Source organism: Kosakonia sp. N21 (assembly GCF_050587465.1).
Lineage (GTDB): Bacteria > Pseudomonadota > Gammaproteobacteria > Enterobacterales > Enterobacteriaceae.
In genome coordinates this window covers 51,452-77,548 of record NZ_JBOBHR010000004.1, presented here as the reverse complement: position 1 = coordinate 77,548, position 26,097 = coordinate 51,452, and the positions used below count along the sequence as shown (strand labels likewise).

Genomic DNA, 26,097 nt, shown 5'->3' with positions numbered 1-26,097 from the left:
GCTACCCGTTGTTAGCGGGCTGGCGGTAATTGACGATCACCTGATTACTCTGCACTTTCAACGCCGGTATCAGGCGCCCACCACCAGGGACTTCCCAGACAAAACGCAATGGTTCAATGGCCGGGACACCGGTAAAGCCGGTGGTTGTGCCATTCTGACCATCAAGCTCAACACAGCGCGTTTGCGAACAGAGGCGAACTAATAAGCCCGCCGGGGTCGGCCCGTTCAGTTCATAACGCCAGGCAACCAGCGTCATTAAGCCGTTCACCGGCTGAGATGAAGCCAGCGGCGCTGACGAGGCGGACACACCACGATTATTCAGCGTAATGCCAATACTGCTGGCCTGCCACGCGCCCTCTCCGGCGGCGTGAGCAAACAGCGGTAACGCAAGTAACCAGGCAAAATAACGCATTACTTCCCTCCGATAGTGGCCGTCATACGGATATTGCGGTTATCCGACATTTCCATATTCGACAACACCACCAGTTGCGGCAGACTGCGACGTAAGAAGCGGGCCAGCAACGGACGCAACGCATGGTTGACCAACAGCACCGGCGGCGCGCCCAGCATTTCCTGGCGTACCAGCGCTTCCTGAGTCTGTTCGAGCAGACGATCGGCCAGCCCCGGCTCCAGACCGCCACCGCCCTGAAGGGCCTGCAGCAGCAAACGCTCCAGCGGGGTATCAAGGCCAATCACCTGAACTTCGTCATTGCCAGGGAACCACTGTTGGGTAATAGCACGCCCCAGCGCCACGCGCACGACGGAAGTAAGTTCGTGCGGATCGTTCTGCATCGGCGCGTGTTCCGCCAGCGTTTCCAGAATCGTGCGCATATCGCGAATCGCCACTTTCTCGGCCAGCAGATTTTGCAGCACTTTATGCAGGGTGGTCAGCGTGACCACGCCTGGCACCAGATCTTCAGTCAGCTTCGGCATTTCCTGGCTTACCCGGTCAAGCAACTGCTGTGCTTCCTGGCGGCCAAACAGTTCCGATGCAAACTGACCAATTAAATGGTTGAGGTGCGTCGCCACCACGGTACTGGCTTCCACCACCGTAAAGCCCTGGATCTGCGCCTGCTCTTTCAGCGCGCTCTCGATCCAGATAGCCGTCAGACCAAAGGCCGGGTCAACGGTCTGTTCACCAGGTAACGTGCCGGCTGCGGTGCCTGGGTTTATCGCCAGCCAGCGGCCCGGATACGCCTCACCGCTACCAATTTCAACACCTTTCATCAGGATGCGATAACGGGCCGGTGGTAAATCCATGTTGTCACGGATATGCACCACTGGCGGCAGGAAGCCCATATCCTGCGCGAATTTCTTACGAATACTGCGAATACGCCCCAGCAGTTCGCCATCCTGCTGGAAGTCCACCATCGGGATCAGACGATAGCCGACCTCCATGCCCAGCGAGTCTTCGAGCTGCACATCGCTCCAGGTGGCTTCCACCGCCTGCGTGTTTTCCGGTAATTTGACCGGCGCGGCTTCCACTGGCGCTTTCTGTTCTTTACCACGTAACCACCAGGCAAGGCCAAGCAACGCACCGGTAAACAGCAGAAACACAAGGTTCGGCATGCCAGGCACCAGACCCAACAGCCCCAGAACGCCTGCACTCAGCATCATCACGCGCGGGTTGGAGAAGAGTTGCCCCACCATTTGCTGGCCGACGTCTTCGTCGGTGCTGACACGCGTAACGATAACGCCCGCCGCGGTGGAGATAACCAGCGCCGGGATCTGCGCAACCAGGCCATCACCGATGGTCAGAAGCGTATAGCTTTCAGCCGCGTCGCCCATTGACAGGCCATGCTGCAAAACCCCTACCAGCAGACCGCCGATGATGTTGATCACCATAATCAGGATACCGGCGACGGCATCCCCGCGAACAAATTTACTCGCACCGTCCATTGAACCGTAGAAGTCCGCTTCTTGCGTCACTTCTGAACGGCGGCGTTTTGCTTCGTCTTCGCCAATGATCCCGGCGTTGAGGTCCGCATCGATCGCCATCTGTTTACCCGGCATCCCGTCGAGCACGAAACGCGCGCCAACTTCAGCGATACGTCCGGCACCCTTGGTGATAACCATAAAGTTGATGATGACGAGGATCACGAACACCACAATACCGATGGCGAAGTTACCGCCAACGAGGAAGTGGCCGAATGCTTCTACCACCCGCCCAGCCGCAGCGGAACCGGTATGCCCTTCCATCAGGATGATACGGGTCGAGGCAACGTTCAGTGCCAGGCGTAGCAAGGTCGTGAACAGCAGGATGGTCGGGAACGCAGCGAATTCCAGGGTACGCTGGGTGAACATGGCCACCAACAGCACCATGATCGACAGCGCGATGTTAAAGGTAAACAGCAGGTCGAGGACAAACGCTGGCAGCGGCAGCACCATCATCGACAGAATAAGCATGATGAGCACCGGCCCGGCAAGGATCTGCCATTGGGTCGATTTCAGATTGCTGGGCAGACGCAGCATTGCTACCAGATTAGCCATCAGTGTCCTTCTCGTTCAAAAAGTCCAGCGCCTCTGGCACCGGAAGATTCTCAGGTTTAACGGGTCGTTGTCCGCCTGACAAACGCCAGCGTTTCAACTGCCATACCCACGCCAGCACTTCGGCAACCGCCGCATAGAGCTGACCGGGGATTTGCTGACCGATCTCAGCATGGCGATAGAGTGCACGCGCCAATGGCGGTGCTTCCAGAATCGGTACGCGATTTTCAGTGCCCAGTTCGCGAATACGCAGTGCCACCAGCCCCTGCCCTTTCGCCACCACTTTGGGCGCGCTCATTTTGTTCTCGTCATACTGCAACGCCACGGCGTAATGCGTCGGGTTGGTGACAATCACATCAGCTTTTGGCACATCGGCCATCATCCGGCGGCGCGCCGCCGCGCGCTGCATCTGGCGAATACGGCCCTTCACATGCGGGTCGCCTTCGCTCTGTTTAAATTCATCGCGGATATCCTGACGGGACATGCGCAGTTTTTTCAGGTGGCTGTAGATCTGCCAGAACACGTCAAATCCCACCATCGGGATAATGCTCAACGCCACCAGTAATGCGCACAGTCCGGTCAGATTAAGGGCGCTGGCCATCGCTTTAAACGGCGACTCGCTCATCAGACGCATCATGTCTGGCCAGTGGTGCCAGAGAAACACGCCCGCCACGCCGCCCATAAACAGCGCCTTCATCAGCGCTTTAACAAGCTCGGCCCCGACCTGCGCAGAGAACAAACGCTTAATCCCGCTTAACGGGTTCAGTTTGGAGAACTGAAACGCCAGTGATTTGGTGCTGAATACCAGCCCCCCGAGCATCACCGGCGCAACTAATGCAATGATCACGACGCCGGTCAACAGCGGCAACATGGCTATCAATGCGTTTTTCAGCATGATGATAATTTGCCCGAGGATCAGGTTCTGGTCGTTGACGATATGGTGATCAAAACGTAACCCGGTGGAGAGCATGATTGACAACCGGCGACCGAATGATTCCCCGCCAAACCACAGGATGCAAATGCCCGCCAACATGATAAGCACGGATGTCAGCTCTTTGGATCGGGGGATCTGCCCTTCTTCGCGCGCCTTTTCTAGTCGGTGCGCTGTGGGGGCTTCTGTTTTGTCGTCGCTGTCTTCAGAGGCCACGGCGTACATCCACGGGTTACAGGTTTGATGACATAATGCCAGAGTCAATACGGTCTAATGGGCAGAGTAAGGCATAAAAACGGGGGGTTTTCGCCATTTGAGCAGAGCAATCGTTGCGCTGTTGCAGCGATAAATGTGGAGTTAAAACGGCGGGAAAGCCAAAAATCGGGTAGTCTCTCCCCTACCCGATTTTTGGTAAAATACTGATTCTAAAAAGATTAGAAGCCCAGGCTGTCCAGCAAATCGTCCACCTGGTCCTGGCTTGCCACAACGCCCGCTTTGGTGGCGTCGAGCTGAGGTCCGTTGAGCAGGCTGTCGTTTTCGCGTTTCGGACGCGCGCTCTGATCCGGAATGTTTTCCAGCAGAACCATCAGCAACTGACGTTCGATCTCCTGAACCACATCCATCATGCGTTTGATAACCTGACCGGTAAGGTCCTGGAAATCCTGCGCCATCATGATGTCCATCAACTGTGCGTTGGTGAAGCTGGTATGCCCCGGGACGTCACCCAGATATTTACGGGTATCGGTCACCAGTTCACGGGCGTCCGCCAGCTCGATGGGGTTTTCAAACCACTCGTCCCAACGCTTGCTCAGGTCTTTCGCACCACGTTCCATCTCATCCTGATGTGGCTGAGAGGCTTCCACGCTGTTCAGCGCACGCTCTGCCGCTTGCGCGGTCATTTGTACTACATAGTCCAAACGATCACGGGCATCGGGAATCGCTTCCGCTGCTTCAGCAATCGCCTGGTCCAGACCCAATTCGCGCAAGCTGTCGCGCAGCATGCGAGTCAGACTGCCGATCCGGGCAATAATATCGCTGGGTGAATGTTCTTCCACTGGTTTAATCGAAGGTTGAATCATTTATCCAGTCCTCACATGCCAAGTTTCTCGAAGATCTTGCCGAGCTTCTCTTCCAGGGTTGCTGCCGTAAACGGTTTCACTACGTAGCCGCTGGCACCCGCCTGCGCTGCAGCGATAATGTTCTCTTTTTTCGCTTCGGCCGTTACCATCAATACCGGCATGGAGGCCATGTTGCTGTCCGCACGGATGGTTTTCAGCAACTCCAGACCGTCCATGTTCGGCATGTTCCAGTCAGAGATGACAAATCCAAAGCCGCCGGCCTGGAGTTTATTCAGCGCGTCAACGCCGTCTTCGGCTTCTTCGACGTTGTTGAACCCCAGCTCTTTTAACAGGTTGCGTACGATTCGACGCATCGTGGAGAAATCATCCACAACCAGAAATCTGAGCTCTTTATCCGCCATAAAATTTTACTCCTAGTTCAAATACGTATTGCCTGTCCGGCACTGATTTTCGCCAGCATCTGCTGGCTTACCTGGCTAAGATCGACCACTTCGCTGACGCCACCCATATTGATAGCTTCGCGCGGCATGCCGAACACCACACAACTTGCTTCGTTTTGTGCGATGGTCCAGGCGCCTGCCTGGTGCATCGCTAACATTCCGGCTGCGCCGTCGTTGCCCATCCCCGTGAGAATAACCCCCACGGCGTTGCGCCCCGCATATTTCGCCACCGAATGAAACAGCACATCCACAGCCGGACGGTGCCGATTCACCGGCGGTCCGTCATGGATCTTAATTTGATAGTTTGCCCCGCTGCGCGCCAGTTCCATATGCCGATCGCCGGGCGCAATGTAGGCATGTCCTGGCAAGACGCGCTCGCCATCTTCGGCTTCTTTTACGCTTATCTGACACAGCTTATTCAAACGCTCAGCAAATGAGCGGGTAAAACCCGGCGGCATGTGCTGAGTGATAAGAATACCAGGACTTGAGAGAGGCAATGGCTGGAGTACATGCCTAATTGCCTCTGTTCCTCCGGTTGACGCGCCAATTGCCAGCAATTTTTCCGAGCTGAGTAGCGGCCCGGCTTTTAATGTGGCCGGTACTGCCATCGGTTTATGCGCCGACAGACGCGCACGTGAAGCCGTACGTACCTTCTCGGCGATCATCTCGCTATAGGCCAGCATCCCTTCACGAATACCGATCTGGGGTTTGGTGACGAAGTCAATCGCCCCCAGTTCCAGCGCACGCAGTGTCACTTCCGATCCTTTTCCCGTCAGGGAAGAGACCATCACAACGGGCATCGGGCGCAGGCGCATTAATTTTTCAAGGAAATCCAGTCCGTCCATACGCGGCATTTCCACATCCAGCGTTAAGACATCCGGGTTAAATTTTTTGATTAAATCCCGGGCGACTAACGGGTCTGGCGCCGTCGCAACCATTTCCATATCACTGTGGCTATTGATTATTTCTGTCATGATCTGGCGCATCAATGCGGAATCATCGACGGACAATACCCTGATTTTACTCATGCTTTATCCTTACTCAGCGCATAAACGGTTTGCCCACGCAGGGTAAACTCACGCACGAGGTTGCTGAAGTTCTCCGAATGCCCGGCAAACAGTAATCCGTCCGGCTTAAGCAGCGGAGCGAAACGATGCAGAATGTCCTGTTGCGTCGTTTTATCAAAATAAATCATAACGTTACGGCAAAAAATTGCGTCAAACGGCCCCGGTACGTTGTATTGCTTGTCCAGCAAGTTCACCGTGGTGAAATCAACGTAATTCGCCAGTTCCTGCCGGACGCGCACCAACCCGGCATGAGGGCCAGTGCCACGCATAAAGTAGCGTTGCATCTGCTGGGGCGAGAGCGTCTTCAGTTCATCCTGGCGATACACACCGGCGCGCGCTTTTTGCAGCACTTCGGTATCGATATCGCTGGCAAACACTTTCCAGCGCCCGGGTGCCATGCCCAGAGCATCGGCAAGCGTGATGGCAAGAGAGTACGGCTCTTCTCCCGTTGATGCCGCCGCGCTCCAGACCCGGTATTCACCCGTACGCTTACGCGCATGTTCAGCCAGCACAGGAAAGTGATGCCCTTCCCGGAAGAACGCGGTGAGGTTGGTGGTGAGCGAATTAATAAACGCCTGCCACTCAGCGCTGTTCTGGTTCGCTTCCAGCATGCTCAGATAACGACCAAAATCATCTAATCCTAGCGAACGCAAACGGCGGACAAGTCGGTTGTAAACCATGTCGCGTTTGTGATCTGCGAGGACAATCCCCGCACGCTGGTAAATCAATTGACATATCCGACGAAAGTGCGCGTCGGACAGCGCCAGGCGTTGTGTCATCTGCTGTAATATTGATGACGTCTGCCCGCTGGGCATAGATGATGTCATAGCGCCTTCTCAACTAGGTTCAGTATTCAACAGGCACAGCGTTGGGCGGTGCCGCTTGAGGTCTTTCGACCCACTCTTTAATCTTTAACACCGCCGTCAGTACAGTCATAAAATATGACGACAGGTTATTATCACGACAGATCAACTGATGCTCCTTGTCGTTACGCAGGCCTGATAAGCGGCTTGCGTACTTCGCTGTGATGTTAAGTCTTCAAGCGGCAAACTATCCGCAAAAAAAGGGTTAAAACGTTTCCCAATTTTCTTCTTGCCCGGCTGTTTGCGGGCGGTTTCTCGCCGGGGTCTGTGCCGCCGGTGTAGAAGCGCGTCGCGCCGGAGCGCCGGATACTGCAGAGAGGCGGAAGGCCGATACCGCCATCGTCAGTAAACTGGCTTGTTCTTCAAGAGCAGCCGCCGCGGCTGCCGATTGCTGCACCAGCGACGCGTTCTGCTGCGTGACGCGATCCATTTCGGATACCGCCAGCGCAACCTGGTCGATGCCACGACTCTGCTCATCAGACGCCGATGCAATTTCACCCATGATGTCGTTCACCCGCGTAACCGCATTAACAATGTCCGACATGGTTTCCCCGGCGCTACCAACCAGTACAGATCCGGTATCGACACGGGAGACAGAATCTTCAATCAAAGCTTTAATTTCTTTGGCTGCCTGGGCACTACGGCTGGCAAGATTGCGCACTTCTCCCGCAACCACCGCAAAACCGCGCCCCTGCTCGCCTGCACGCGCGGCTTCTACCGCTGCGTTTAAGGCAAGGATGTTGGTCTGGAATGCGATACCGTCGATGACGCTAATAATATCGGCGATTTTCTGCGAACTGGCTGCGATGTCGTGCATTGTTTTCACTACGCTATCCACCACTTTGCCGCCGCGCTCAGCCGTTTCGGAGGCGCTTTGTGCCAGTTGAGAGGCCTGACGAGCGTTGTCAGCGTTCTGTTTCACCGTGGCGGTTAACTCTTCCATACTGGCGGCGGTTTGTTCCAGGGCGGATGCCTGCTCTTCAGTACGGGAAGAAAGATCGTTGTTACCGGCGGCAATTTCGCTGGTGCCGGCATAAATCGCATCGGACCCCTGGCGAACATTGGTGACCGTTTCGATCAGCGCGTTTTGCATATGATCAACGCTTTGCGCCAGTTCGGTCATCTCACTACGCCCGGCAATGGTCAGCGTATGCGTCAGGTTGCCGCCGGCAATCTCACGAATATGACGGATAACAGACGATAATGGCGACAGGAGAATTCGACGAATGCCATACCAGACTGCCGCCAGCACGATCACCAGCGCCAGCGCGAGGATCGCCATCTGCCATTTGGCAAAAGTATAGTCACTGACGCTCTGATCCCAGGCGTTGCGATACAAGTTTTCACTCAATCCTGCGTATTTGGTCATCGCATCGCCGAGGGCGTTTTGCATCCCCTGAGTCGGTTGCGCCATAAAACCGTTGATATTGCCGTTTTCAAGGAACTGCACCAGCTCGCTGAGGGCGGCATTATAGGTGCGGTATTTTTCATCCAGGTTCTGGCGCGCGTCATCCATTTCCGGCAGCGAAGGCAGTGCACGGAAGGCGTCGTAATGTTTTGCGGCGTCCGCCAGTGAGTTTTTCGCACTGTTCAGCAGATCGGTTTTCGCACTGCTCTGCTGGTTACCCGGATCGAGCAGCATACGTGCGGAAGAACGACTCAGGTTAATGCGGGTTTGCAGCATTAACTCCCAGGCTTTGCCCAGCTCAGTTTGTTGCATACGCAGGTCATTGGAGACTGCGAAGCTTTGCTGGTTTTGCTTAAGTGACGAGAAAAAAAGACCGCCAGAGACGAGCTGCAACAGTGCAAACACCACCAGCACGCTCATAAGCATTGTAACGACGCGGATACGGTTCAACATGCAACACCTTCTTGATAAGTTCTTAACGGTGTTATCGGCATGCAGCCAGGGAACTTTACATTTGCGAAAGGGAATTAAATTGTGACTTAAAACGCAATATCCACAGTTAATGTATCGCTATAAGCTCCCCCGGCAGGTGTGGTCTGGGTGGGAAGGACTTTGGCGGTGTAATTGTAAGTGCGCAGCAAACCATCCGTGCTCACTTGTGATGATGTGCCGCTGGACCAGCGCTCTGCCCCGCTGCTCCCCCAGCGGTTCGTGGTCGCCGCTTTATAGATCTCATAACTCAGACGATTACTGCCACTGGCCATATTGCGTATGCCGCCGCTGGCATAACCTCCATCATTAATCCCGACCGTATAGGTACTGCCTTTGGTGCAGGTCACTGCAATGGATTGTGAAACTGTCGGGAAATTGCGTACCAGCGGGGCGCTACCGAAGTTGACATTCGGTGCTCTGATGGTGGTGCAGTCATTGGTGACCGTCATGTTCAGTTGCAAGCTGGTTGTCGCCGTTCCGGTTTGCGCCGTTGAGCACAGGTTCAGGACGCCCACCGAACAGACGCTATAGGCCACGCTGAAGTTGAGCGTAACCTGATAGGGACCGGCCGTTACATTCTGCCCGGCAACCGTCTGAAAATAGAGCGGTAAGGTGTAGGTGCGCGTTCCCAGCAGCGCCAGTAATACTGCGCCGCTCCAGGTATAGCTGTTGCCGCTGATCGTCGCTTCGCTGCTATTTGCACAACCGCTTTGCCCGCAAACTCGCACCGGAATTGCATCCGTTATGGTTGCGTCATCGGTTCGCTTCAGGGTTCCACGGTTCGATGCGGTCGCCGATGCGCCCGTCAGAGTGAGCGTGACGGAGTCATTCGTCAGCAGGTTGAGGGCCGCATCACACCTGACGATCAGGTTAGCCGTTGTTGTCTGCACATTACTGTTCAGGACAAATGAGGTCACGGAGCCAAACGCGCCGTTGGTGGTGCTGACGGTACACGCCGACCATGCCGGAAATGCGCTGCACAGCAGAACCAGAATCACTATCAGCCGTCGCATTATGGGCTCCTCTGACAAATAAGCGGTCCGTAGGTTTGCAATTTATGATCGGGATTGGCGAGAAGCGTAAAGCGGGCATCGCAGCTGGCGCCATCCGGCAGCATGACGCGCAGCGTATTGACTTCATCCAGATTTTCCAGCCACGCTATCCCGTCGTACCCCACCGTGGCGTTGGCCTTCCCCTGACGTATCACCTGGCTGGCAACCGGAATGTCTTCGCCCTGTTCATCGTGAAGGATCACGCTGGCAACACGCTCCTGCACCATCGGGAATTCCACCAGATAGCCACTGCGACGACGCAGTGCAATCTTGCGCTCGGTATCTTTTATCTGCGTGTCAGCGGGTAAATCCAGCGTATCGATACGGTAACTGGCCGGGTAATAAGCAGAAACGCCGCTCACCAACAGGTAACCATTATGGTTAGTCTTACCAACCGGCTGGTTCTCATAGTTTACCGGAACCCCGGCGTGGCCTTCGGTACTGATCACCGCAAACGCGTCGTTAATGCGGTTGGCGGCAAACAGTTCGCCATCCATGAATACCACCGCCCCCAGTGCTTCCCCCCACCAGGTCATCATGGTGTTTTCACCGTAGCCCCCGCCCTGGAACTCGACATTATTGTTGCGCCAGCCCACCGTGCCTTGTTGATAAAAGCGTGACTGTGACTGATTGGCCAACGCCATATTCCAGCTAAAGCCGCCATCGGTAGGCATGACATGGTTGTAGTTGATACGCTGCGTTGACCCTGCGTTCGGCGTACTTTCCATGTTGATAGCGGTGCTGTCGCTGTCACCAAGCGGGATTTGCAGTGACATAGCGAATGTCCAGTCACCTTGTTGGTTATCGCGGCTTGCCGCCAGGTAAATACTGCTGTCGCCCCACAGATTCCGGCTCCATGACAGGTTCAACAGTTCCGTTTTTTTATCATCAAAGCTGCGCACGCCAATCCAGGCTGCGCCGACATTGCCATAATCCCCCATCGTAAACGTCAGCGAATATTGATCGGTATTGCGGCTCAGGCTGGCAAACGCGTACTGCCCGGGATCGCGCACATTGTTATAGACCGCGCGCTGGTCGTACAACGCCAGGTTACCGAAGCCGCGATTGCGTCGACTGTGCTGTGTGCTGACGCTGAACCGACTGGTGTTGTATTGATAACCCCAGTTGAGCTGGTTACCACTGGCGCCGAACATCCGGCTCTCTGTCCATGCCCCGTTCACGACACCCAGACGTCCGAGTTTCAGCACGGCACCGGCACCGCCAAGCACCAGCGATTCTGCCGCTTCCGCATGCCCCTCCAGCGTCAGATAATCGGTCATGCCATAGCGATACGATCCACTGCCCACGGGCGGCCCGTAATCAAAATTTTCAACGCCGTAGCGACGCCGCAAGGCACCCACCGTGATTGCGCCATCGCTCAACCCCGGTTTCAGCAAATTGCTGGCAACATAAAAAGGAAGCGTGGTGCTCACCTGCCGCCCCAGTGCGTCTTTCGTTACCAGCACCGCGTCCCCCGCACCGTTGATGAATGGCATATTGGTGAGGGTAAACGGGCCAGGCTGAAGCTGTGTGTTACCCGCGCGATAACCGTTAATAAAGACATCAACCGAGGTCGGCACCGCCGCTTCCCCGGAGAACGCAGGCAGTGGCCAGGTGACGAGATCCGGGCGCAAAGAGAAGTCGCGGCCATAGCTGATACCGCCAACACGAACGCTGCTGCTCCAGCTTAATGCATCCGAGATCACATCTCCGATGTTCCATTCAATGGCGTCGTCTTCATCGCTGAAGGTCAGCGTAGAGTCGTAACGCACGTATCCCTCTTTTTGCCGCAGATCGCCGGTGAGCGTCTTGCGTACGGTCCCCGTTGAGGAGAGCACACCATTACCATTGAAATAGCGGAATTCATGCCAGAGCGCCACCTGACCACCCACATGTTCGGTGGTGCTGGTATAGACGTCGTAATTCATTAACGCCCCACGGCCGTAATGGAGCAGGCTGCGCGGTCCCTCATTATTAAAGTCAGTGAATCGCTCAGGAACCCACTCTTTGGGCACGGACAGCATTAATCGCTGGCCTTCGCTATCGTAGTCAGCATGCACGTCCGGCATGTTTGAGAGATTGACCTCGCCCGGCGGCACATGTTCTGCCGGAATACCTGCCCGAAGCAGGTCGGCGCTGGCAATATAAAAATCCTGCTGACGCCGGGTAACCGGCACCACCTGTTGCGTGTCAAAGTGGTTAATCACCAGACTCAAATGAAACACCGCCTGCTCATTCATCGCGTTTGCAGAGGGCGGCGGCGGTAGCATATCGTCACCCGGCTCAGCCCGAACGGCACTCACCAGCAGCATCGCGGTCAACGCCACGATCAGTTGCCTGCGGATGACTGCCATTGGCTTTCCCGGGCATTGATCGTCGCATTCAGCTCTGTGGGGCTGGTCACGCCTGCTGGCAACGGCCAGCTACGCGCACTGTGCGGCAAAACATACCCGAGTAGTCCCTCGGCAATCTGGCGTGTTTGCCCGCCCTGGCGCGCCGTCACTTTACTTAACCGGACATGCACATCCCCGTTATTGCGAATTTCAAGCGCAGGTTGACCTTTGTCACGCACAATACGCCAGTGTAAGTCACTGGCATCAACCAACGCAGGGTGAGCACGCCCGGCATACGTGGCGATACCCTGACCGTAGACAAACAGCGGAATGGAGTAACGCATTTGCAGTTTCAGGCCAATCTTTGGCGTCTCCGGATCATCCTTCTGCGGGATTTCGTCAACAATGATGCGATAAGCTTGTTCAACACCTGCCGGGATTTGTGTTTGTTTAATCAAGCGGATCAACTGCTTACTGCCCTTTTCGATTTGTACGATCGGTGGGCTGGCGACCACATCATGTTGTTGCTGGTAGCGTTCAAGTCCCCCCTCCTGACGCCAGCGCACAATGCGCACCTGCATGGTGGCCGGTGTTTCACCCTGATTCTGGATCCACAATTCAGTCGCATTCGTGTTTGCCCCCATCCACGGATCGATGGGCCACAATAAAATCGTCGCCGTAGCCTGCACATAGCCTGCTGTCATCAGCCCGGCTGCCAGCATGAATCCTGCCACCCGGGCGGATAAGGTCGCTTTCATGCACGTCTCCCTTATTACCATGACAAGGTCACGGTCAGTTGATCGGTATAGGTTCCCGCCGGGCTGAACCCGGTCAATGTTGCCGCGCCAAAAATGGATAACGCGATGTTATTGCTATCGGTATAGGCAACAGAAACGGACTGGTTAACGCCGATTTCCGTGTTCGCCGCCAGCGTACTGCTGCTGTAGAGCCGATAGGGCACGCGGTCGGTGCCGCCAGTGCGTTGCAGGTTGCGCACCGTGGAGTAATTCTGCCCGCCGTTAATGCTCATGCTTAGCGCCACGCCTGGAGTACACCCCAAAGACAGCGCTGCGCCAGGCACAAAACTGGTAGAGACTTGCCCGCTTTGAACTCCGGTACGGGTACCGAAATTGAGCGTGCCAAACACACCGCCGCTGCCGCTCGCGACCGAACAGCCCGGCGCTATTGTCGCCCCCACGGTGAACGTCTGCGTCGTCACCGCAAGCGCATCCTGCCGCGCCAGCATTACCAGCAATATCACGCCTGAAATTGCGCGCAGGATCCCCCCGCTTCCCGTGAAGGAAGCGCCAGTGCCGGCTGATATCATGTGCAGAGAATTAGTACGTCACGCTCACGTTGATCGTATCGGTGTACGTACCCGGCACGACGCTCACGCTGTTTCCACCGCCGGAGATCCGGCCATACAGGGTGTAGTTGTCTACACCACCGCTGGTCGATGCTCTCGGGATATTGGTGTTATTGGTGATGACGTTACTGAAGCCGCTATCGCTGTAGAGGCTGTAGGCAACGCCCTGGGTGGTGTTGGCAGTATTCACTAAATAACGTGCGGGCGTACCAGGTGTTCCGACGACGGTCCCTGGCGCTGTGGAGTTTGTATTGCCCGTGATCTGTACGGTGTAATCCGTGGTCGTGCATTGGATGCCAAAGCTGTTGCCGCCGCTGGCGCCCGTTAATTGTGTGGTTAATTGCGAAAATGTGGCCGGGTGTGTACCAAAATCCAGCGTACCGAAGTTGATGCCATTCTGGCTGGGAGAGCCGTTAATAAGGCAGCCATTCGTCAGCGTCAATGTTGCACCAATAGTGCCGCTGCTGTTTACCGCCTGGGCATTATGCCCGATCAACGCCAGCGTCCCACCTGCAAGGACAATGAGAAGTTTTCTGTTCATCGCTATCGCCTCCGGAAATAATAAAGCGTGCCGTTAACCACGAATGAATAAGCCACCGGGAAAACACGCCAAAAAACAAAGCTGGAATAACTGAAATTTAGTTTACCCCGGACGCTTCAACCACTTAGCGAAAGGTTGCAGAATGTAACGAAGTTTTTCTTTAATTAAACCAATAAAATCAATTAATTAACCATGAAAAACACTGTCTGAATGGCTTTATGCAAAGGATATATGAATTAAAATGTGATAAATGTCACTATATATTTCAAAAGCAAAACACAGCCTGCGAAAGCATTTATCCGCATTCCATTTTGGCTACAGAATATATTTTGGGAAGGGAGTGGAGAGAAGAGAAAATAAGGGCGAGTGACGACTGTCACTCGCCCGAATAATTACGCTACGTGGGTCGCAGCGATGTCCAGCAGCGCCATTTCATCGCTGTTGAGCAGTTTTTCGATGTTTACCAGAATCAGCATACGGTCGCCGAGCGCGCCCAGGCCCGTCAGGTATTCGGTAGACAGGGTAACGGCGAATTCCGGCGCCGGACGAATCTGATCGGATGCCAGAGAGAGCACATCAGACACGCCATCCACCACAATCCCCACCACACGCTGGCCGAAATTCAGCACGATAACCACGGTGTTGTCATCATACTCAACGTCGCCCTGGCTGAACTTCACACGCAGGTCGACAATCGGCACAATCACACCACGCAGGTTGGTGACGCCTTTGATAAAGTCGGGGGTATTGGCGATACGCGTCACCTGATCATAGCCACGAATTTCCTGCACTTTGAGAATATCGATACCGTATTCTTCATCGCCCAGAGTGAATACCAGGAATTCCTGACCTGATGGCTCGCCCGCCAGTTTTGCTACATTACTCATACCGGTCATGTTTTATACCTTTTTAACTAAATCAGGCAGCTGTGTGCGCCATACGATGTTCACGATTTAATCCCTGCAGCGCCGATACGTCGACGATCAGCGCGACACTACCATCACCAAGGATGGTGGCCGCAGAAATCCCCGGCACTTTGCGATAGTTACTTTCCAGGTTTTTAACCACCACCTGGTGCTGACCAATCAGTTGATCAACCAGCAGTGCATAACGACGACCAGCACTCTGCAGAATCACGACGATACCTTGCGTGGCTTCGGTTTTCGCGCCCATGACGTCAAACACTTTCCACAGTTCCACCAGCGGCAGATACTCACCGCGCACTTCCAGTACACGTTCCCCACCCGCGAGCGGGTGCAGATCTTCTTCACGCGGCTGCAAAGATTCCATTACTGCGTTCAGCGGCAGAATGAAGACTTCGTCGTTCACTTTCACTGACATCCCGTCGAGGATCGCCAGCGTCAGCGGCAGCAGAATACGAATTGTTGTGCCAGATCCTTGCTTAGACTTGATCTCAACGTGACCACCCATTTCCTGGATGTTACGTTTCACCACGTCCATACCGACACCGCGACCGGAAACGTCAGTCACCTGTTCTGCGGTAGAGAAGCCCGGTGCAAAAATCAGCATCCCCACTTCTTCATCGGTCATATTTTCGTGGACGGCCATACCCTGAGAAATCGCCTTCGCCAGGATACGTTCACGGTTCAGACCTGCACCATCGTCGGTCACTTCGATGCAGATGTTCCCGCCCTGGTGCTCCGCCGAGAGGATCAGGTTGCCCACCGGAGATTTGCCGGCTTCAACACGTTTCTCCGGAGACTCAATCCCATGGTCGAGGCTGTTACGCACCAGGTGCGTTAACGGGTCAATAATGCGCTCGATCAGGCTCTTATCCAGTTCAGTTGAACTCCCCTGCAAGGTCAGCTCAACCTGTTTATCCAGCTTGCTGGCCAGGTCGCGAACCAGGCGAGGAAAACGGCTGAAGACATATTCCATCGGCATCATACGGATGGACATCACCGATTCCTGCAGGTCGCGGGCGTTGCGCTGAAGCTGACTCATGCTGGTGATCAGATCGCCATGGGTGACCGGATCCAGTTCGTTGGAACGCTGCGCCAACATTGACTGGGTGATAACCAGCTCACCCACCAGGTTAATCAACTGGTCCACTTTCTCAACGGCAACACGAATACTGGTGGATTCGCTGGCGCGAGCGGCGGGTTTTTCACGGCCTGCCGGTTGCTCTTTCGCCACCGCTTTCAGCGCAGGCGCCGCAGCAGGTTTCACTACCGGCACAACCGCTTGCGGCGCAGCTTCTGTCGTATCGTCGACAGCCGCAGTAGCAGCCTCCGCCGTTTCGGCCGCAGCAGGCGCAGATGCCGCCGCAGATTTTTCAAACGCGATTTGGTCGGCTTCAATCACAAAGCACAACACCGCAATGATATCGTCTTCGCCAACACCGCCATCCAGCGTCACGCTCAGGGTATCAGTGCCCTTCACGACATCGCTGAGCGTACCCAGATTGCTGAGCTCTTCTTCCAGTAATCCAATTTCGCTCTCTTTCAGGCGAGACAGAACAATACGCAGTTTACCGTCGCTTTCAGCGGCCGGCGCGGCAGCGGTTTCAGATTCCGGCGCAGCAGCATCAACAACGGAGAGTTTCGCGGCGCTCGCAGCGGCGGGAACAACCTCTCCTTTTGCTTCCAACGCCAACTGGCGCAGAGCATTGCAGATGTATTCAAAGCTGGCGGCATCTGGCTCTTGCGAGCTTTTATAGGCGTCGAGCTGTTCCTGCATAATATCTTTGGTTTCCAAAAACAGGTTGATAATATCGGTGTTGAGCTGCATCTCTCCACGCCGCGCCTCATCGAGCAGGTTTTCCATTAAATGGGTGGTTTCCTGCAAGATGGTGAAGCCAAATGTGCCAGCACCACCTTTTATTGAGTGCGCAGCACGAAAGATGGCGTTGAGCTGTTCTGAATCCGGTGCTTCGGGCACCAAATCCAACAAGTGTTGTTCCATATCGGCCAACAACTCGTCAGCTTCATCAAAAAATGTCTGATAAAAATCGCTAATATCCATGCTCACGCTATCACCTCGGTTCGGCTTGTGGCGATGTGGAAACTGCTGCCGGAGACGCTGGCGCGGTTGCACCCGCTGCCTCTGGCTGTGTAATCGCGCTTACTGGCGCATTCTGACTTTCGGCGTTTTCATGCAGAATGGCCTGTTCTGCCTGCTTATTAAGAACCAAAAGACTAATTCGGCGGTTGATTGCTTCATCCGGACCTGCGTCAGCCATGCGCATTGTTGCTGCCATGCCGACCACCCGAAGGATCTTGCCGTTGTCCAGCCCTCCGGCAACCAGCTCACGGCGCGACGCGTTGGCGCGATCGGCGGAGAGCTCCCAGTTGCTGTACCCTTTCTCGCCGTTGGCGTAAGGGAAATCATCGGTATGGCCCGACAGGCTGATCCTGTTGGGGATCCCATTTAGTATTGGCGCAATCGCCCGTAAAATATCTCGCATATAGGGCTCAACCTCCGCACTGCCGGTCTTAAACATCGGCCGGTTCTGGCTGTCGATGATCTGAATGCGTAGCCCTTCCTGCACCAGGTCGATTTTCAGATGCGGACGTAATGCGCGCAGCTTGGGATCGGCTTCAATTAACTGGTCCAGATCACCGCGCAATTTACTCAGGCGCGATTGCTCCATGCGTTTTTTCAAATCATCAATGTTGGGCTGTTTTTGTATTTCGCCCTTTTGCTGTGTGTAGTCATCGCCACCGCCCGGAATCGGGCTGTCGCTGTTAGAAATTCTCGGCCCACCCGTGACCGCAGTTGCCAGCGGCGTGCGGAAATATTCCGCAATCTGGATAAGTTCTTTCGGGCTGGAGATGGAGATCAACCACATCACCAGGAAAAACGCCATCATCGCCGTCATAAAGTCGGCATAGGCTATCTTCCAGGAGCCGTGACCGCCGCCGCCGTGGCCTTTATGTTTTTTTCGTTTTACAACAACGATTGGATGGGACTGATTTTTCATGCGTCCTCAGTCGTCGTCTGTTGGTTAGGGTTTCTCACCGCACGCACGTGTTCATCCAGTTCGACAAACGACGGACGCTCACTGGAGTACAGCGTTTTACGACCAAACTCGACCGCGATTGGCGGTGCGTAACCGTTAAGATTCGACAGCAATGTGATCTTCACGCACTGCATCATTTTGGCAGTTTCAGCACTCTTCTGGCGCAGTACGCTGGCCAGCGGAGAGATAAAACCGTACGCCAACAGAATACCGAGGAACGTCCCCACCATCGCGTGAGCAATCAATGCACCCAGCTCAGCCGCCGGACGGTCCGCCGACGCCAGTGCGTGCACCACGCCCATAACCGCCGCCACGATACCGAATGCCGGGAGAGAATCCCCTACCGCCGCCAGCGCATTCGCCGGAACTTCGGCCTCGCTTTCGTGCGTTTCGATCTCCTCATCCATCAGCGCTTCAATTTCGAAGGTATTCATGTTGCCACTGATGATGAGTCGCAGGTAATCCACGATAAATTCAAGCATGGTTGCGTCCGCGAGAATCCGTGGATAACTGGCAAAAATCTCGCTCTCTTTGGGGTTTTCAATATCGCGTTCCAGAGAGAACATACCCTGTTGGCGTGATTTCGCCATCAGGCGATAAAGCAACGCCAGCAAGTCCATATACATGCTTTTGGTGTATTTCGAACGGCGAAACAGCAAAGGCATCGCTTTCAGCGTTCCTTTGATGGCTTTACCGTTGTTGCCTACAATGAATGCACCAACACCCGCGCCACCGATGATGATCAGTTCAGACGGTTGATAAAGTGCGCCGAGTTCTCCGCCGGTCATCATATAACCGCCAAAGACTGCGCCAAGAACAACCAGGTAACCTAATACGATAAGCACGACATCATCCTTCTGCTAATGACTAAGGCTAGGGATAAACATTTCAGAGAGTTAACGAATCGGAGGCAAAAAAAAGCAGCGGCATTACTGCACCGCTGCTGGAGTGTTTTCCACCTGATTCGGTCAAACAGCCTGATCGATCTGTTCATCCAGCAGTTGTGGAATAATATCGGCAGCATCGCGGGAAAGTTTACGTCTTTTTACCGCGCGAGACGGCGGCTGGCATAAACTGCAGGCGAAACTACCAACAGGCTGGTGTGCATGAGTAATAAAATTACCACCGCAGCAATTACAGCGAGACAACTCCAGCATTCCGCTTTCCACGAAACGAACCAGCGTCCAGGCGCGGGTCAGCGCCAGCAGTGGTCCTTCCTCAGCTTGAGGGCATTGTTCGAGGTAGAGTCGGTATGCTTTGATGACCGCATCAACACCGCTGCACAGACCTGTTTTCAGTAAAAATTGCCAGGCGTTACAGAACATGGATGCATGGATATTTTGCTCCCAGGTCATGAACCAGTCGGTGGAAAATGGCAGCATGCCTTTCGGCGGCGGGCTACCACGCAACTCTTTGTAGAGTTTAATGAGACGACCACGGCTCAGTTGCGTCTCACTTTCCAGCATTTGCAAACGTGCGCCCAGCGTGATCAGTTCCATTGCTAACTGGATGTCGCGGGCTTCCTGAACAATGCTTTTTTCGCCCATCTTTAAGCCCTTTTCTTTCTGGCCGCATCGCCGGTCTGTGAAGACTCATTAAGCAGGCGTGTGGAAAGTAAAATCCCGGTGTGGACTTGCTGTAAGTCATCCACGCGTGATTCCTGGGTCAGACGAGTAATGGTCTGGTGACTGTCAAAACGGAACTGGCAGATAAGCTGGTTAGTTTCAGCCAGTTTTACCATTTGCGGAAGGGTTAACTCACCCAGTGTGGTAGCCATTTCTTCGTTAATGCCAAGACGGAACATTGCGGACGCTTTGTCCTGGCTGATCAAACGCTGAGCAAGGAGTAAATACGACAGGTTGATGTCGTAAACATGTTTCAGCAACTCGGATGTATGCATTTTTCCCATCCCGAATAACCAACTTGTATCTTATGCGGCTAAGCCGCACCCCGTGATGTCGCCGGGAAAAAACCCGGTATAAAAAAAGAAAGGCTAAATGCATAACTGACTTAGGATCACATGTGCAAGGGCGCTTCGCTCAAATGTTATTGCCCTGCTAAGTTCTTAATCATTTCTTACAAAGAACTAAGATTTTTCCTAATTCGACGCAACTGTACTCGTAGGTGCTGCCACATACAATCTGACTCGTGCGAAATTTTGAAATTTTTGTGATCCACGTCACATAATTTAAGTGATTCCGGACAATAAATCTATCAGTCACGCTTCATATTTGATGTTTTTTTATCCGATTGACCACCTTTTCTATTCCTTTCTGACGAATACTCATGCAACCCTGCGCCTAAACATTGTTAACTGGTCGGAGGTTTACCCTGCTGCGTCATTTACATTCAGACAAATGTATCTACAAAAGACACAAAAACAAAAACCAATACAAAACAACAAATTACGCTTTAAGCACCGCTACATAATAAAGGTACGTTATCATTCAGATACACTTAGTCAGCGCTATCAATAATTTAACAATTTGATCTTAAATTCTCTTAATTTTAGATAAGATTTTAAATTCGATTAACCCGCTCAAACCGCGACCATGCCATTACGTAAGAATAATTAATGAATATTTATGATAACCTTCACATCGCAGCAATATTTCCGGGTTGCACTGCCTGCAGAAAGGGAGTAATGGTGAGAAAAATTTGATTCAAATCGGGGAGAGAGACATGTCTTATGCTCATCTTCTGGTCGCAGTGGCGGTCACGCCAGAAAGCCGGCAACTGCTGGCGAAAGCTATTGATATCGCCCGTCCTTTCAACGCCCGCATCACCCTCATTACCCTCGCAGCCGACCCGGAACTGTATAATCAACTCGCCGCACCGATGATGGAGAATGTGCGTGAAGTTTTACAGGAAGAGACGCAACAGTTTATGGATGAACTTGTCAGTAGTGCGGGTTATCCGATTGAACGCGTGATCATTGCCTCAGGTGAGCTAAGCGAACATATCCTGCATACCTGCCGCAAACAGGCTGTCGATTTGGTGCTGTGCGGCAACCATAACCAGACGTTTTTCTCGCGTGCCGCCTGTTCCGCGAAGAGTATTGTCAGCGCCAGTGAAGTCGATGTGCTATTGGTGGCATTAGCCCGCTAACAGGCTCCCGTCAACACGGGAGCCTGTATCCTTATGCCAGCTTAGGAAAGGTCGCCACTTTACTTTGTAGCTGGCTTTGCGCGCTACGTGGCGTGATGCGCTTTAAATCGCTAATAAACCTTTGTTGCCAGTGGTCTATGTCATTGTCCTTGATGATCTCCAGCATCTCCGCATGACGTGAAATGCGCTCAGCAAGCGGCATTCTGAGCGCGCAGTCCATCGCTGCGGCCACATCATCCCTGTCATACGGGTTCACAATTAACGCCGAGGTGAGCTCATTTGCCGCACCAGCGAATTGCGACAGAATAAGCACCCCCGGATTGGCAGGATCCTGAGCCGCAACATACTCCTTCGCCACCAGATTCATGCCATCACGCAGGGGCGTTACCAGCCCGACTTCCGCATAGCGGAACACTTTCATCAGCACCTTACGGTCAAAATGCTGATTCAGATAGTAGAGCGGTGTCCAGCCAAGCTGACCGTATTTGCCGTTAATCCGCCCGGCCTCGGTTTCCAGTTGATGACGAATGTCCTGATACGCCTGAACTTCCCCCCTTGAGGTGGGCGCAATCTGCGTATAACGGATTTTGCCGTGGTGCTGAGGATATTTCTCCAGCAGCGTTTCATAGGCAAGAAAACGCTCCGGCAGCCCTTTGGAGTAATCCAGACGTTCTACCGAAAAGATATTCTTCACATTTTTAAGTTCGTTCTTCAGTTGCGCCAGTTTTGGCGGCAGCGGTCCGGCGGCCTGCTGCGCGATCTCTTTTGGCTCGATCCCGATAGGGTAGACTTCGGTACGGAAGTTTTTGCCCCACGCCACATGGTTTTTACCGCTGCGCGTAGTCAGGCGAGTCTGGACCGACAAACTATCAAGAAACGCCAGTCTGTCGCTTTCCGTCTGGAAGCCGATAAGATCGTAATCGCACATCTGCTCCAGCAATTCCGCATGCGGCGGCAAGGCGTTGAAGATCTCCGGCGTCGGAAATGGAATATGCAGGAAAAAGCCAATCTGGTTATTGACCCCACGCTGGCGCAGTTCACTGGCAAAAGGCAGCAGATGGTAGTCGTGGATCCACAGAATGTCATCAGGCTTCAGCAATGGCAGGAGTTTATCCGCTAACAGGGCATTCACCTCCCGGTACCCTTCCCAGGCTTCGCGCTGATAATTCACCAGGTCCAGGCGGTAATGAAATGCGGGCCATAATACGGCGTTGGAAAACTGCGAATAATATTGCTCGTAATGTGCTTCACTTAGGTTAAAAGAGGCCCAGGTGATATTGCCCTTAGTGACCTTTTTTAGCGGTTTGTCCTCGTCGCCAATGTCACCGCTCCAGCCAAACCACAATCCACCGGTGGCTTTTAATGCGCCCAGAATCCCTACAGCCAGCCCGCCAGCGCTGGCTTTTTTATTATCAGGCGGTGCAATACGATTAGATACTACGACTAAGCGACTCATAGTCATCTCTCCTGTTTGTTAGCGCCCGTTGTTCTTGTTGTTGATAGTCGGCAAGACGTTCAAGCCACTGGTGCACATCGCTGACGCTTCCCAGCCGCCATTTTGCCTGGGTTGCCCCGGCACCGACTTTAATCGACACGCCTCCCAGCCGATTGACGACGATAAAACCATGCTCATCGGTAAGGTCGTCCCCGATAAACACTGGCTTTCTGCCGCAAAACGGAGGAGTTTGTAAAAAAGCCTCAATCGCCGCGCCTTTATGAATACCGGACGGTTTCAGCTCCACCACGCATTTTCCCGGTTGCATAGCCAGTTGCGGGAAGCGTGCGACCATTTTTTTCGCCAGTGCAAACACCGCGTCCTCATGCTGCGGTGCCTGGCGGTAATGCAGCGCAAAGGCCATCCCTTTGGCTTCCAATTCAACGTCGCTTAGCGTTGATACACCTTGCCGGAGCTCACGTTCCAGCGGCAACAATACATTTTCCGGTAACGTCACCCGTTCGGTTTGACCGTTGATATCGCGGCGTTCCGCCCCATGCACCCCGGCGAGGGGGAAGCTATACGGCCTGGCGAGCCTTTCCAGCTCGGCAATTGAACGCCCTGAAATCAACGCCAGCGCACCGTCGTTCATCTCTGCAAGCAATGCAAGTCTCGCCAGCACCTCATCCGGGACACAGACATCGTCCGGATGCGGTTTAATGTCCGCGAGGGTGCCATCCAAATCGAAAAAAAAGGCAAAATTACCGGAAAAGAGAGGCGGTACAGATAATGCGTTTTCCACCCTGGTTTCCTCCTTACAGTCATGATGAGAGTCTTTATTCAAAAACATCTCATTTTCATTAGCCATGTAAGTATAGACAGTGTGACGCTGCTCGCCATTTTAAGCATGACTTACCAGCCGGATTAGCGGCTGGTAAGGAGTAGACGTAAACTAAAAGACTGTGTCGGGAATTTATGCGGGATGTATCAGACGGTACGTTTGGCTTTTTGTTTGTAGCGGTCGAAAATAACGGCCGCCAGCAGAATCAAACCACGCACCACATATTGCGAGAAAGGCGAAATATTCAGCAGGTTCATGGCATTTTCCACCGTGCCGAGAATCAGAATCCCCGCCACCACGTAAGAAATTTTACCAATCCCCCCCTTCAGAGACACGCCCCCCAGCACACAGGCTGAAATCACGATCAGCTCGTAACCAATCGAGGTCATCGGCTGGCCGCTGGTCATGCGCGAGGCAAGGATAATGCCCGCCGCTGCCGACACCAGACCAGACAGCACAAAGATGATGATCTTGGTTCTGACCACCGGAACCCCCGCCAGACGGGCCGCCTCTTCATTACCGCCTATCGCCAGAGTGTTACGGCCAAAGGTGGTTTTGTTGAGCAGGAAACCAAAAATAATCAGGCATCCGACGGTCAACCAAATCGGCGCAGGCAGCCCCAGCCAGTTGGCATAGCCCAGCGCAAAGAAGCGTTCGTCTTCGATGCCCACGGCTTTACCATCGGAGATAATATACGCCAGCCCGCGCACAATCTGCATGGTGGCAAGCGTCGTGATCAGGGCGTTGATTTTTAAGCGTGCAATCACAAAGCCGTTGATTAACCCGCTGACGATGCCAAGCAGCAAACCGGCAAAGACGCCAATCCACAGGCTTTCTGTCACGTTAATGACCACTGCCGTGGTCACCCCGGCGCAGGCAATAACGGAGGCAACAGACAGGTCAAAATCCCCGGAAGCCAGGCAAAATAACATACCGCAGGCGACCATGCCCGACATGGAAATAGCCAGCCCCAGCCCTTTCATATTGACGAAAGAGGCAAAGTTCGGCACAAAAACGGCGCAGCCAATAAACAGCACGGCGAAGACCACCAGCATGCCAAACTGATCCCAGATGCGACCGAAACTAAAAGTCGACTTTGATGCGCGGGACGTAGTTAAAGATGACATCATTTTCTCCTCACTCAGGCGACAGCCTGGCTAACTTTAGGCATCGCGAGGCTCAGCGCCTGCTGTTCATCGCCCTGACCGTGTAACAGCTCACCGGCGATTTCGCCTTCGCGCATCACAACAATGCGGTCGGCAACGCCCAGCACCTCCGGCAGATCGCTTGAGGCAAACAACACCGCAACCCCCCGGGACGCCAGCGCATAAATCACGTTATAGATTTCATGTTTCGCCCCGACATCAATGCCGCGGGTTGGCTCATCCAGCAAAATGACTTTCATCTCTTCAGAGAGCCAGCGGCCCAAGATGGCTTTCTGCTGGTTTCCCCCGGAGAGATTCATAATCAGCTGATCCGCGCCCGGCGTTTTGATATTGAGTGAACGAATATGGTGCTCGGCATTCTGGCTTTCCCAGCCATTGTCGATCAGGCAACCGGCGCGGATATATTTGCGTCGGGCGCTGATATTAATGTTCTCCTGCACGGAATGAACCGGGATGATGCCCTCCGCTTTGCGATCTTCCGGGCACAGCATCATGCCGGCATGGATGGCATGCGCCGGTTTCTGGATATCCACCGCCTCACCATCAATGAACACGCGCCCTTCGGTGATGCGCGAGCCGCCAAACAAGCCTTTCATCAATTCGCTGCGCCCGGCGCCCACCAGCCCGAACAGGCCGACAATTTCACCGCTGCGAACGCTCAGGCTAATCGGCGTTCGCACGCCCGGTGCTTTTACCTGTTCGAGACGCAGGCGTTCCTCGCCATATTCCCGCGGCTGCCAGCCGTAAATATCACCCAGCTCGCGCCCGACCATCGCCTGCACCAGTTGGTCATGGTTGACCTGCTGCATATCAGTGAAGGTGCGCACATAGCGACCATCTTTAAAGACGGTGATCGCGTCGCTCAGGGCGAAAATTTCTTCCATGCGGTGCGAAACATACAGGATCACCCGCCCCTCTTTGCGCAGTTCGCGGATCACGCGGAACAGGTTGTCGATTTCGCGCGCCGAAAGTGAGCTGGTCGGTTCGTCAAAAGCGATGATTTTGGCATTGCGCGCCAGCGCTTTGGCAATCTCCACCATTTGCCACTGCCCAATGGAGAGATATTTCAGCGGAGTTTGCGGATCGATATCCAGACCCAGATGCTGAAGCTGCAAGCCCGCTTCGTAATTCAGCAGCGAACGATTTACGATGCCGCTTTTATGGGGGAGTTGCCCGAGATAAATATTCTCGGCAACGGTCATTTCCGGCACCAGGTGCAATTCCTGGTAAATAATCGCCACCCCGGCGTTAAGCGCCGCCGTGGTATCAGCAAAAGAGACCTCTTCACCTTTGATGGCCAACGTTCCGGTGGTCGGCGCATAGTTGCCGCTAAGAATTTTTAAGAGTGTCGATTTACCTGCGCCGTTTTCACCCATCAAGGCGTGGACTTGCCCGGCGTGGCAATCAAAACTGATCTCACTGAGCGCTTTCACACCGGGAAATGTCTTGCCGATGCCGCGAAAAGAGAGATAAGGGGTAGACTGTTGCATACCGTCTCCGTAAAGC

Annotated in this window: 24 protein-coding genes; 1 reads left to right on the top strand and 23 read right to left on the bottom strand. The window is 54.0% G+C overall.

Annotation, left to right across the window (positions count from 1 at the left end; genetic code table 11):
* Nucleotide 1: 1 nt before the first annotated feature.
* From flhE to flhD, 19 genes are all read right to left on the bottom strand, one after another.
* Nucleotides 2–412, bottom strand: coding sequence for a flagellar protein FlhE (gene flhE / locus ACQ3G7_RS10610; RefSeq protein WP_263100450.1), 411 nt, complete (start codon nt 410–412; stop codon nt 2–4).
* Nucleotides 412–2,490 (bottom strand): flagellar biosynthesis protein FlhA, encoded by a 2,079-nt coding sequence (gene flhA / locus ACQ3G7_RS10605; RefSeq protein WP_430889779.1) that lies wholly within the window; start codon nt 2,488–2,490, stop codon nt 412–414. The genes flhE and flhA overlap by 1 nt, the downstream gene beginning before the upstream one ends.
* Entirely contained in the window at nt 2,483–3,634 is a 1,152-nt protein-coding gene (gene flhB, locus ACQ3G7_RS10600; RefSeq protein WP_430889778.1) for a flagellar biosynthesis protein FlhB, read from the bottom strand. The genes flhA and flhB overlap by 8 nt, the downstream gene beginning before the upstream one ends.
* A 218-nt stretch (nt 3,635–3,852) precedes the next feature.
* Nucleotides 3,853–4,497, bottom strand: a complete 645-nt coding sequence (gene cheZ, locus ACQ3G7_RS10595; RefSeq protein WP_263100447.1) for a protein phosphatase CheZ — start codon at nt 4,495–4,497, stop codon at nt 3,853–3,855.
* Nucleotides 4,498–4,508: 11 nt separating this feature from the next.
* The gene (gene cheY, locus ACQ3G7_RS10590; RefSeq protein WP_023480048.1) at nt 4,509–4,898 is read right to left on the bottom strand and encodes a chemotaxis response regulator CheY; all 390 of its coding nucleotides are present in this window, start codon (nt 4,896–4,898) and stop codon (nt 4,509–4,511) included.
* Between the two features lie 17 nt (nt 4,899–4,915).
* On the bottom strand, nt 4,916–5,965 hold the full coding sequence (locus tag ACQ3G7_RS10585) for a protein-glutamate methylesterase/protein-glutamine glutaminase (protein ID WP_263100445.1): 1,050 nt from the start codon (nt 5,963–5,965) through the stop codon (nt 4,916–4,918).
* The gene (gene cheR / locus ACQ3G7_RS10580; RefSeq protein WP_061494354.1) at nt 5,962–6,831 is read right to left on the bottom strand and encodes a protein-glutamate O-methyltransferase CheR; all 870 of its coding nucleotides are present in this window, start codon (nt 6,829–6,831) and stop codon (nt 5,962–5,964) included. The genes ACQ3G7_RS10585 and cheR overlap by 4 nt, the downstream gene beginning before the upstream one ends.
* A 241-nt stretch (nt 6,832–7,072) precedes the next feature.
* Nucleotides 7,073–8,728, bottom strand: coding sequence for a methyl-accepting chemotaxis protein II (gene tar / locus ACQ3G7_RS10575; RefSeq protein ID WP_430889777.1), 1,656 nt, complete (start codon nt 8,726–8,728; stop codon nt 7,073–7,075).
* 86 nt (nt 8,729–8,814) lie between these two features.
* Nucleotides 8,815–9,780 carry a Csu type fimbrial protein gene (locus ACQ3G7_RS10570; RefSeq protein WP_430889776.1) on the bottom strand — a complete coding sequence of 322 codons (966 nt, stop codon included), beginning with the start codon at nt 9,778–9,780 and terminating at the stop codon, nt 8,815–8,817.
* Nucleotides 9,780–12,173: a fimbria/pilus outer membrane usher protein gene (locus ACQ3G7_RS10565; RefSeq protein WP_430889775.1), complete on the bottom strand. Its 2,394-nt coding sequence runs from the start codon at nt 12,171–12,173 to the stop codon at nt 9,780–9,782. The genes ACQ3G7_RS10570 and ACQ3G7_RS10565 overlap by 1 nt, the downstream gene beginning before the upstream one ends.
* Complete coding sequence (locus tag ACQ3G7_RS10560; protein ID WP_430889774.1) at nt 12,149–12,910, bottom strand: fimbrial biogenesis chaperone; 762 nt, start codon at nt 12,908–12,910, stop codon at nt 12,149–12,151. The genes ACQ3G7_RS10565 and ACQ3G7_RS10560 overlap by 25 nt, the downstream gene beginning before the upstream one ends.
* A gap of 14 nt (nt 12,911–12,924) precedes the next feature.
* Nucleotides 12,925–13,398 (bottom strand): Csu type fimbrial protein, encoded by a 474-nt coding sequence (locus ACQ3G7_RS10555; protein ID WP_430890127.1) that lies wholly within the window; start codon nt 13,396–13,398, stop codon nt 12,925–12,927.
* Between the two features lie 91 nt (nt 13,399–13,489).
* Nucleotides 13,490–14,059 (bottom strand): Csu type fimbrial protein, encoded by a 570-nt coding sequence (locus tag ACQ3G7_RS10550; RefSeq protein WP_430889773.1) that lies wholly within the window; start codon nt 14,057–14,059, stop codon nt 13,490–13,492.
* A gap of 392 nt (nt 14,060–14,451) precedes the next feature.
* Nucleotides 14,452–14,955 (bottom strand): chemotaxis protein CheW, encoded by a 504-nt coding sequence (gene cheW / locus ACQ3G7_RS10545; protein WP_061494351.1) that lies wholly within the window; start codon nt 14,953–14,955, stop codon nt 14,452–14,454.
* Nucleotides 14,956–14,977: 22 nt separating this feature from the next.
* Nucleotides 14,978–17,050 carry a chemotaxis protein CheA gene (gene cheA / locus ACQ3G7_RS10540; RefSeq protein WP_430889772.1) on the bottom strand — a complete coding sequence of 691 codons (2,073 nt, stop codon included), beginning with the start codon at nt 17,048–17,050 and terminating at the stop codon, nt 14,978–14,980.
* Between the two features lie 4 nt (nt 17,051–17,054).
* Nucleotides 17,055–18,002 (bottom strand): flagellar motor protein MotB, encoded by a 948-nt coding sequence (gene motB / locus ACQ3G7_RS10535; protein WP_263100438.1) that lies wholly within the window; start codon nt 18,000–18,002, stop codon nt 17,055–17,057.
* Entirely contained in the window at nt 17,999–18,886 is an 888-nt protein-coding gene (motA, locus tag ACQ3G7_RS10530) for a flagellar motor stator protein MotA (protein ID WP_263100437.1), read from the bottom strand. Before motA ends, motB begins: the two co-directional genes overlap by 4 nt.
* Nucleotides 18,887–19,009: 123 nt before the next feature.
* Nucleotides 19,010–19,588: a flagellar transcriptional regulator FlhC gene (gene flhC, locus ACQ3G7_RS10525; protein WP_263100436.1), complete on the bottom strand. Its 579-nt coding sequence runs from the start codon at nt 19,586–19,588 to the stop codon at nt 19,010–19,012.
* A 2-nt stretch (nt 19,589–19,590) separates the two neighbouring features.
* Nucleotides 19,591–19,941 (bottom strand): flagellar transcriptional regulator FlhD, encoded by a 351-nt coding sequence (gene flhD, locus ACQ3G7_RS10520; RefSeq protein WP_263100435.1) that lies wholly within the window; start codon nt 19,939–19,941, stop codon nt 19,591–19,593.
* A 782-nt stretch (nt 19,942–20,723) separates the two neighbouring features.
* Between flhD and uspC the strand changes: the two genes are divergently transcribed.
* Nucleotides 20,724–21,149, top strand: a complete 426-nt coding sequence (gene uspC / locus ACQ3G7_RS10515; RefSeq protein WP_263100434.1) for a universal stress protein UspC — start codon at nt 20,724–20,726, stop codon at nt 21,147–21,149.
* A 31-nt stretch (nt 21,150–21,180) separates the two neighbouring features.
* Here uspC and otsA read toward each other — a convergent pair whose 3' ends face one another.
* The 4 genes from otsA to araG all read right to left on the bottom strand — a co-directional run bounded on the left by otsA (nt 21,181) and on the right by araG (nt 26,081).
* Nucleotides 21,181–22,605, bottom strand: a complete 1,425-nt coding sequence (gene otsA, locus ACQ3G7_RS10510; RefSeq protein ID WP_263100433.1) for an alpha,alpha-trehalose-phosphate synthase — start codon at nt 22,603–22,605, stop codon at nt 21,181–21,183.
* Nucleotides 22,580–23,386, bottom strand: coding sequence for a trehalose-phosphatase (otsB, locus tag ACQ3G7_RS10505; RefSeq protein WP_430889771.1), 807 nt, complete (start codon nt 23,384–23,386; stop codon nt 22,580–22,582). Before otsB ends, otsA begins: the two co-directional genes overlap by 26 nt.
* A gap of 185 nt (nt 23,387–23,571) precedes the next feature.
* The gene (araH, locus tag ACQ3G7_RS10500) at nt 23,572–24,552 is read right to left on the bottom strand and encodes an L-arabinose ABC transporter permease AraH (protein WP_430890126.1); all 981 of its coding nucleotides are present in this window, start codon (nt 24,550–24,552) and stop codon (nt 23,572–23,574) included.
* A 14-nt stretch (nt 24,553–24,566) separates the two neighbouring features.
* Entirely contained in the window at nt 24,567–26,081 is a 1,515-nt protein-coding gene (araG, locus tag ACQ3G7_RS10495; RefSeq protein ID WP_430889770.1) for an L-arabinose ABC transporter ATP-binding protein AraG, read from the bottom strand.
* Nucleotides 26,082–26,097 lie beyond the last annotated feature (16 nt).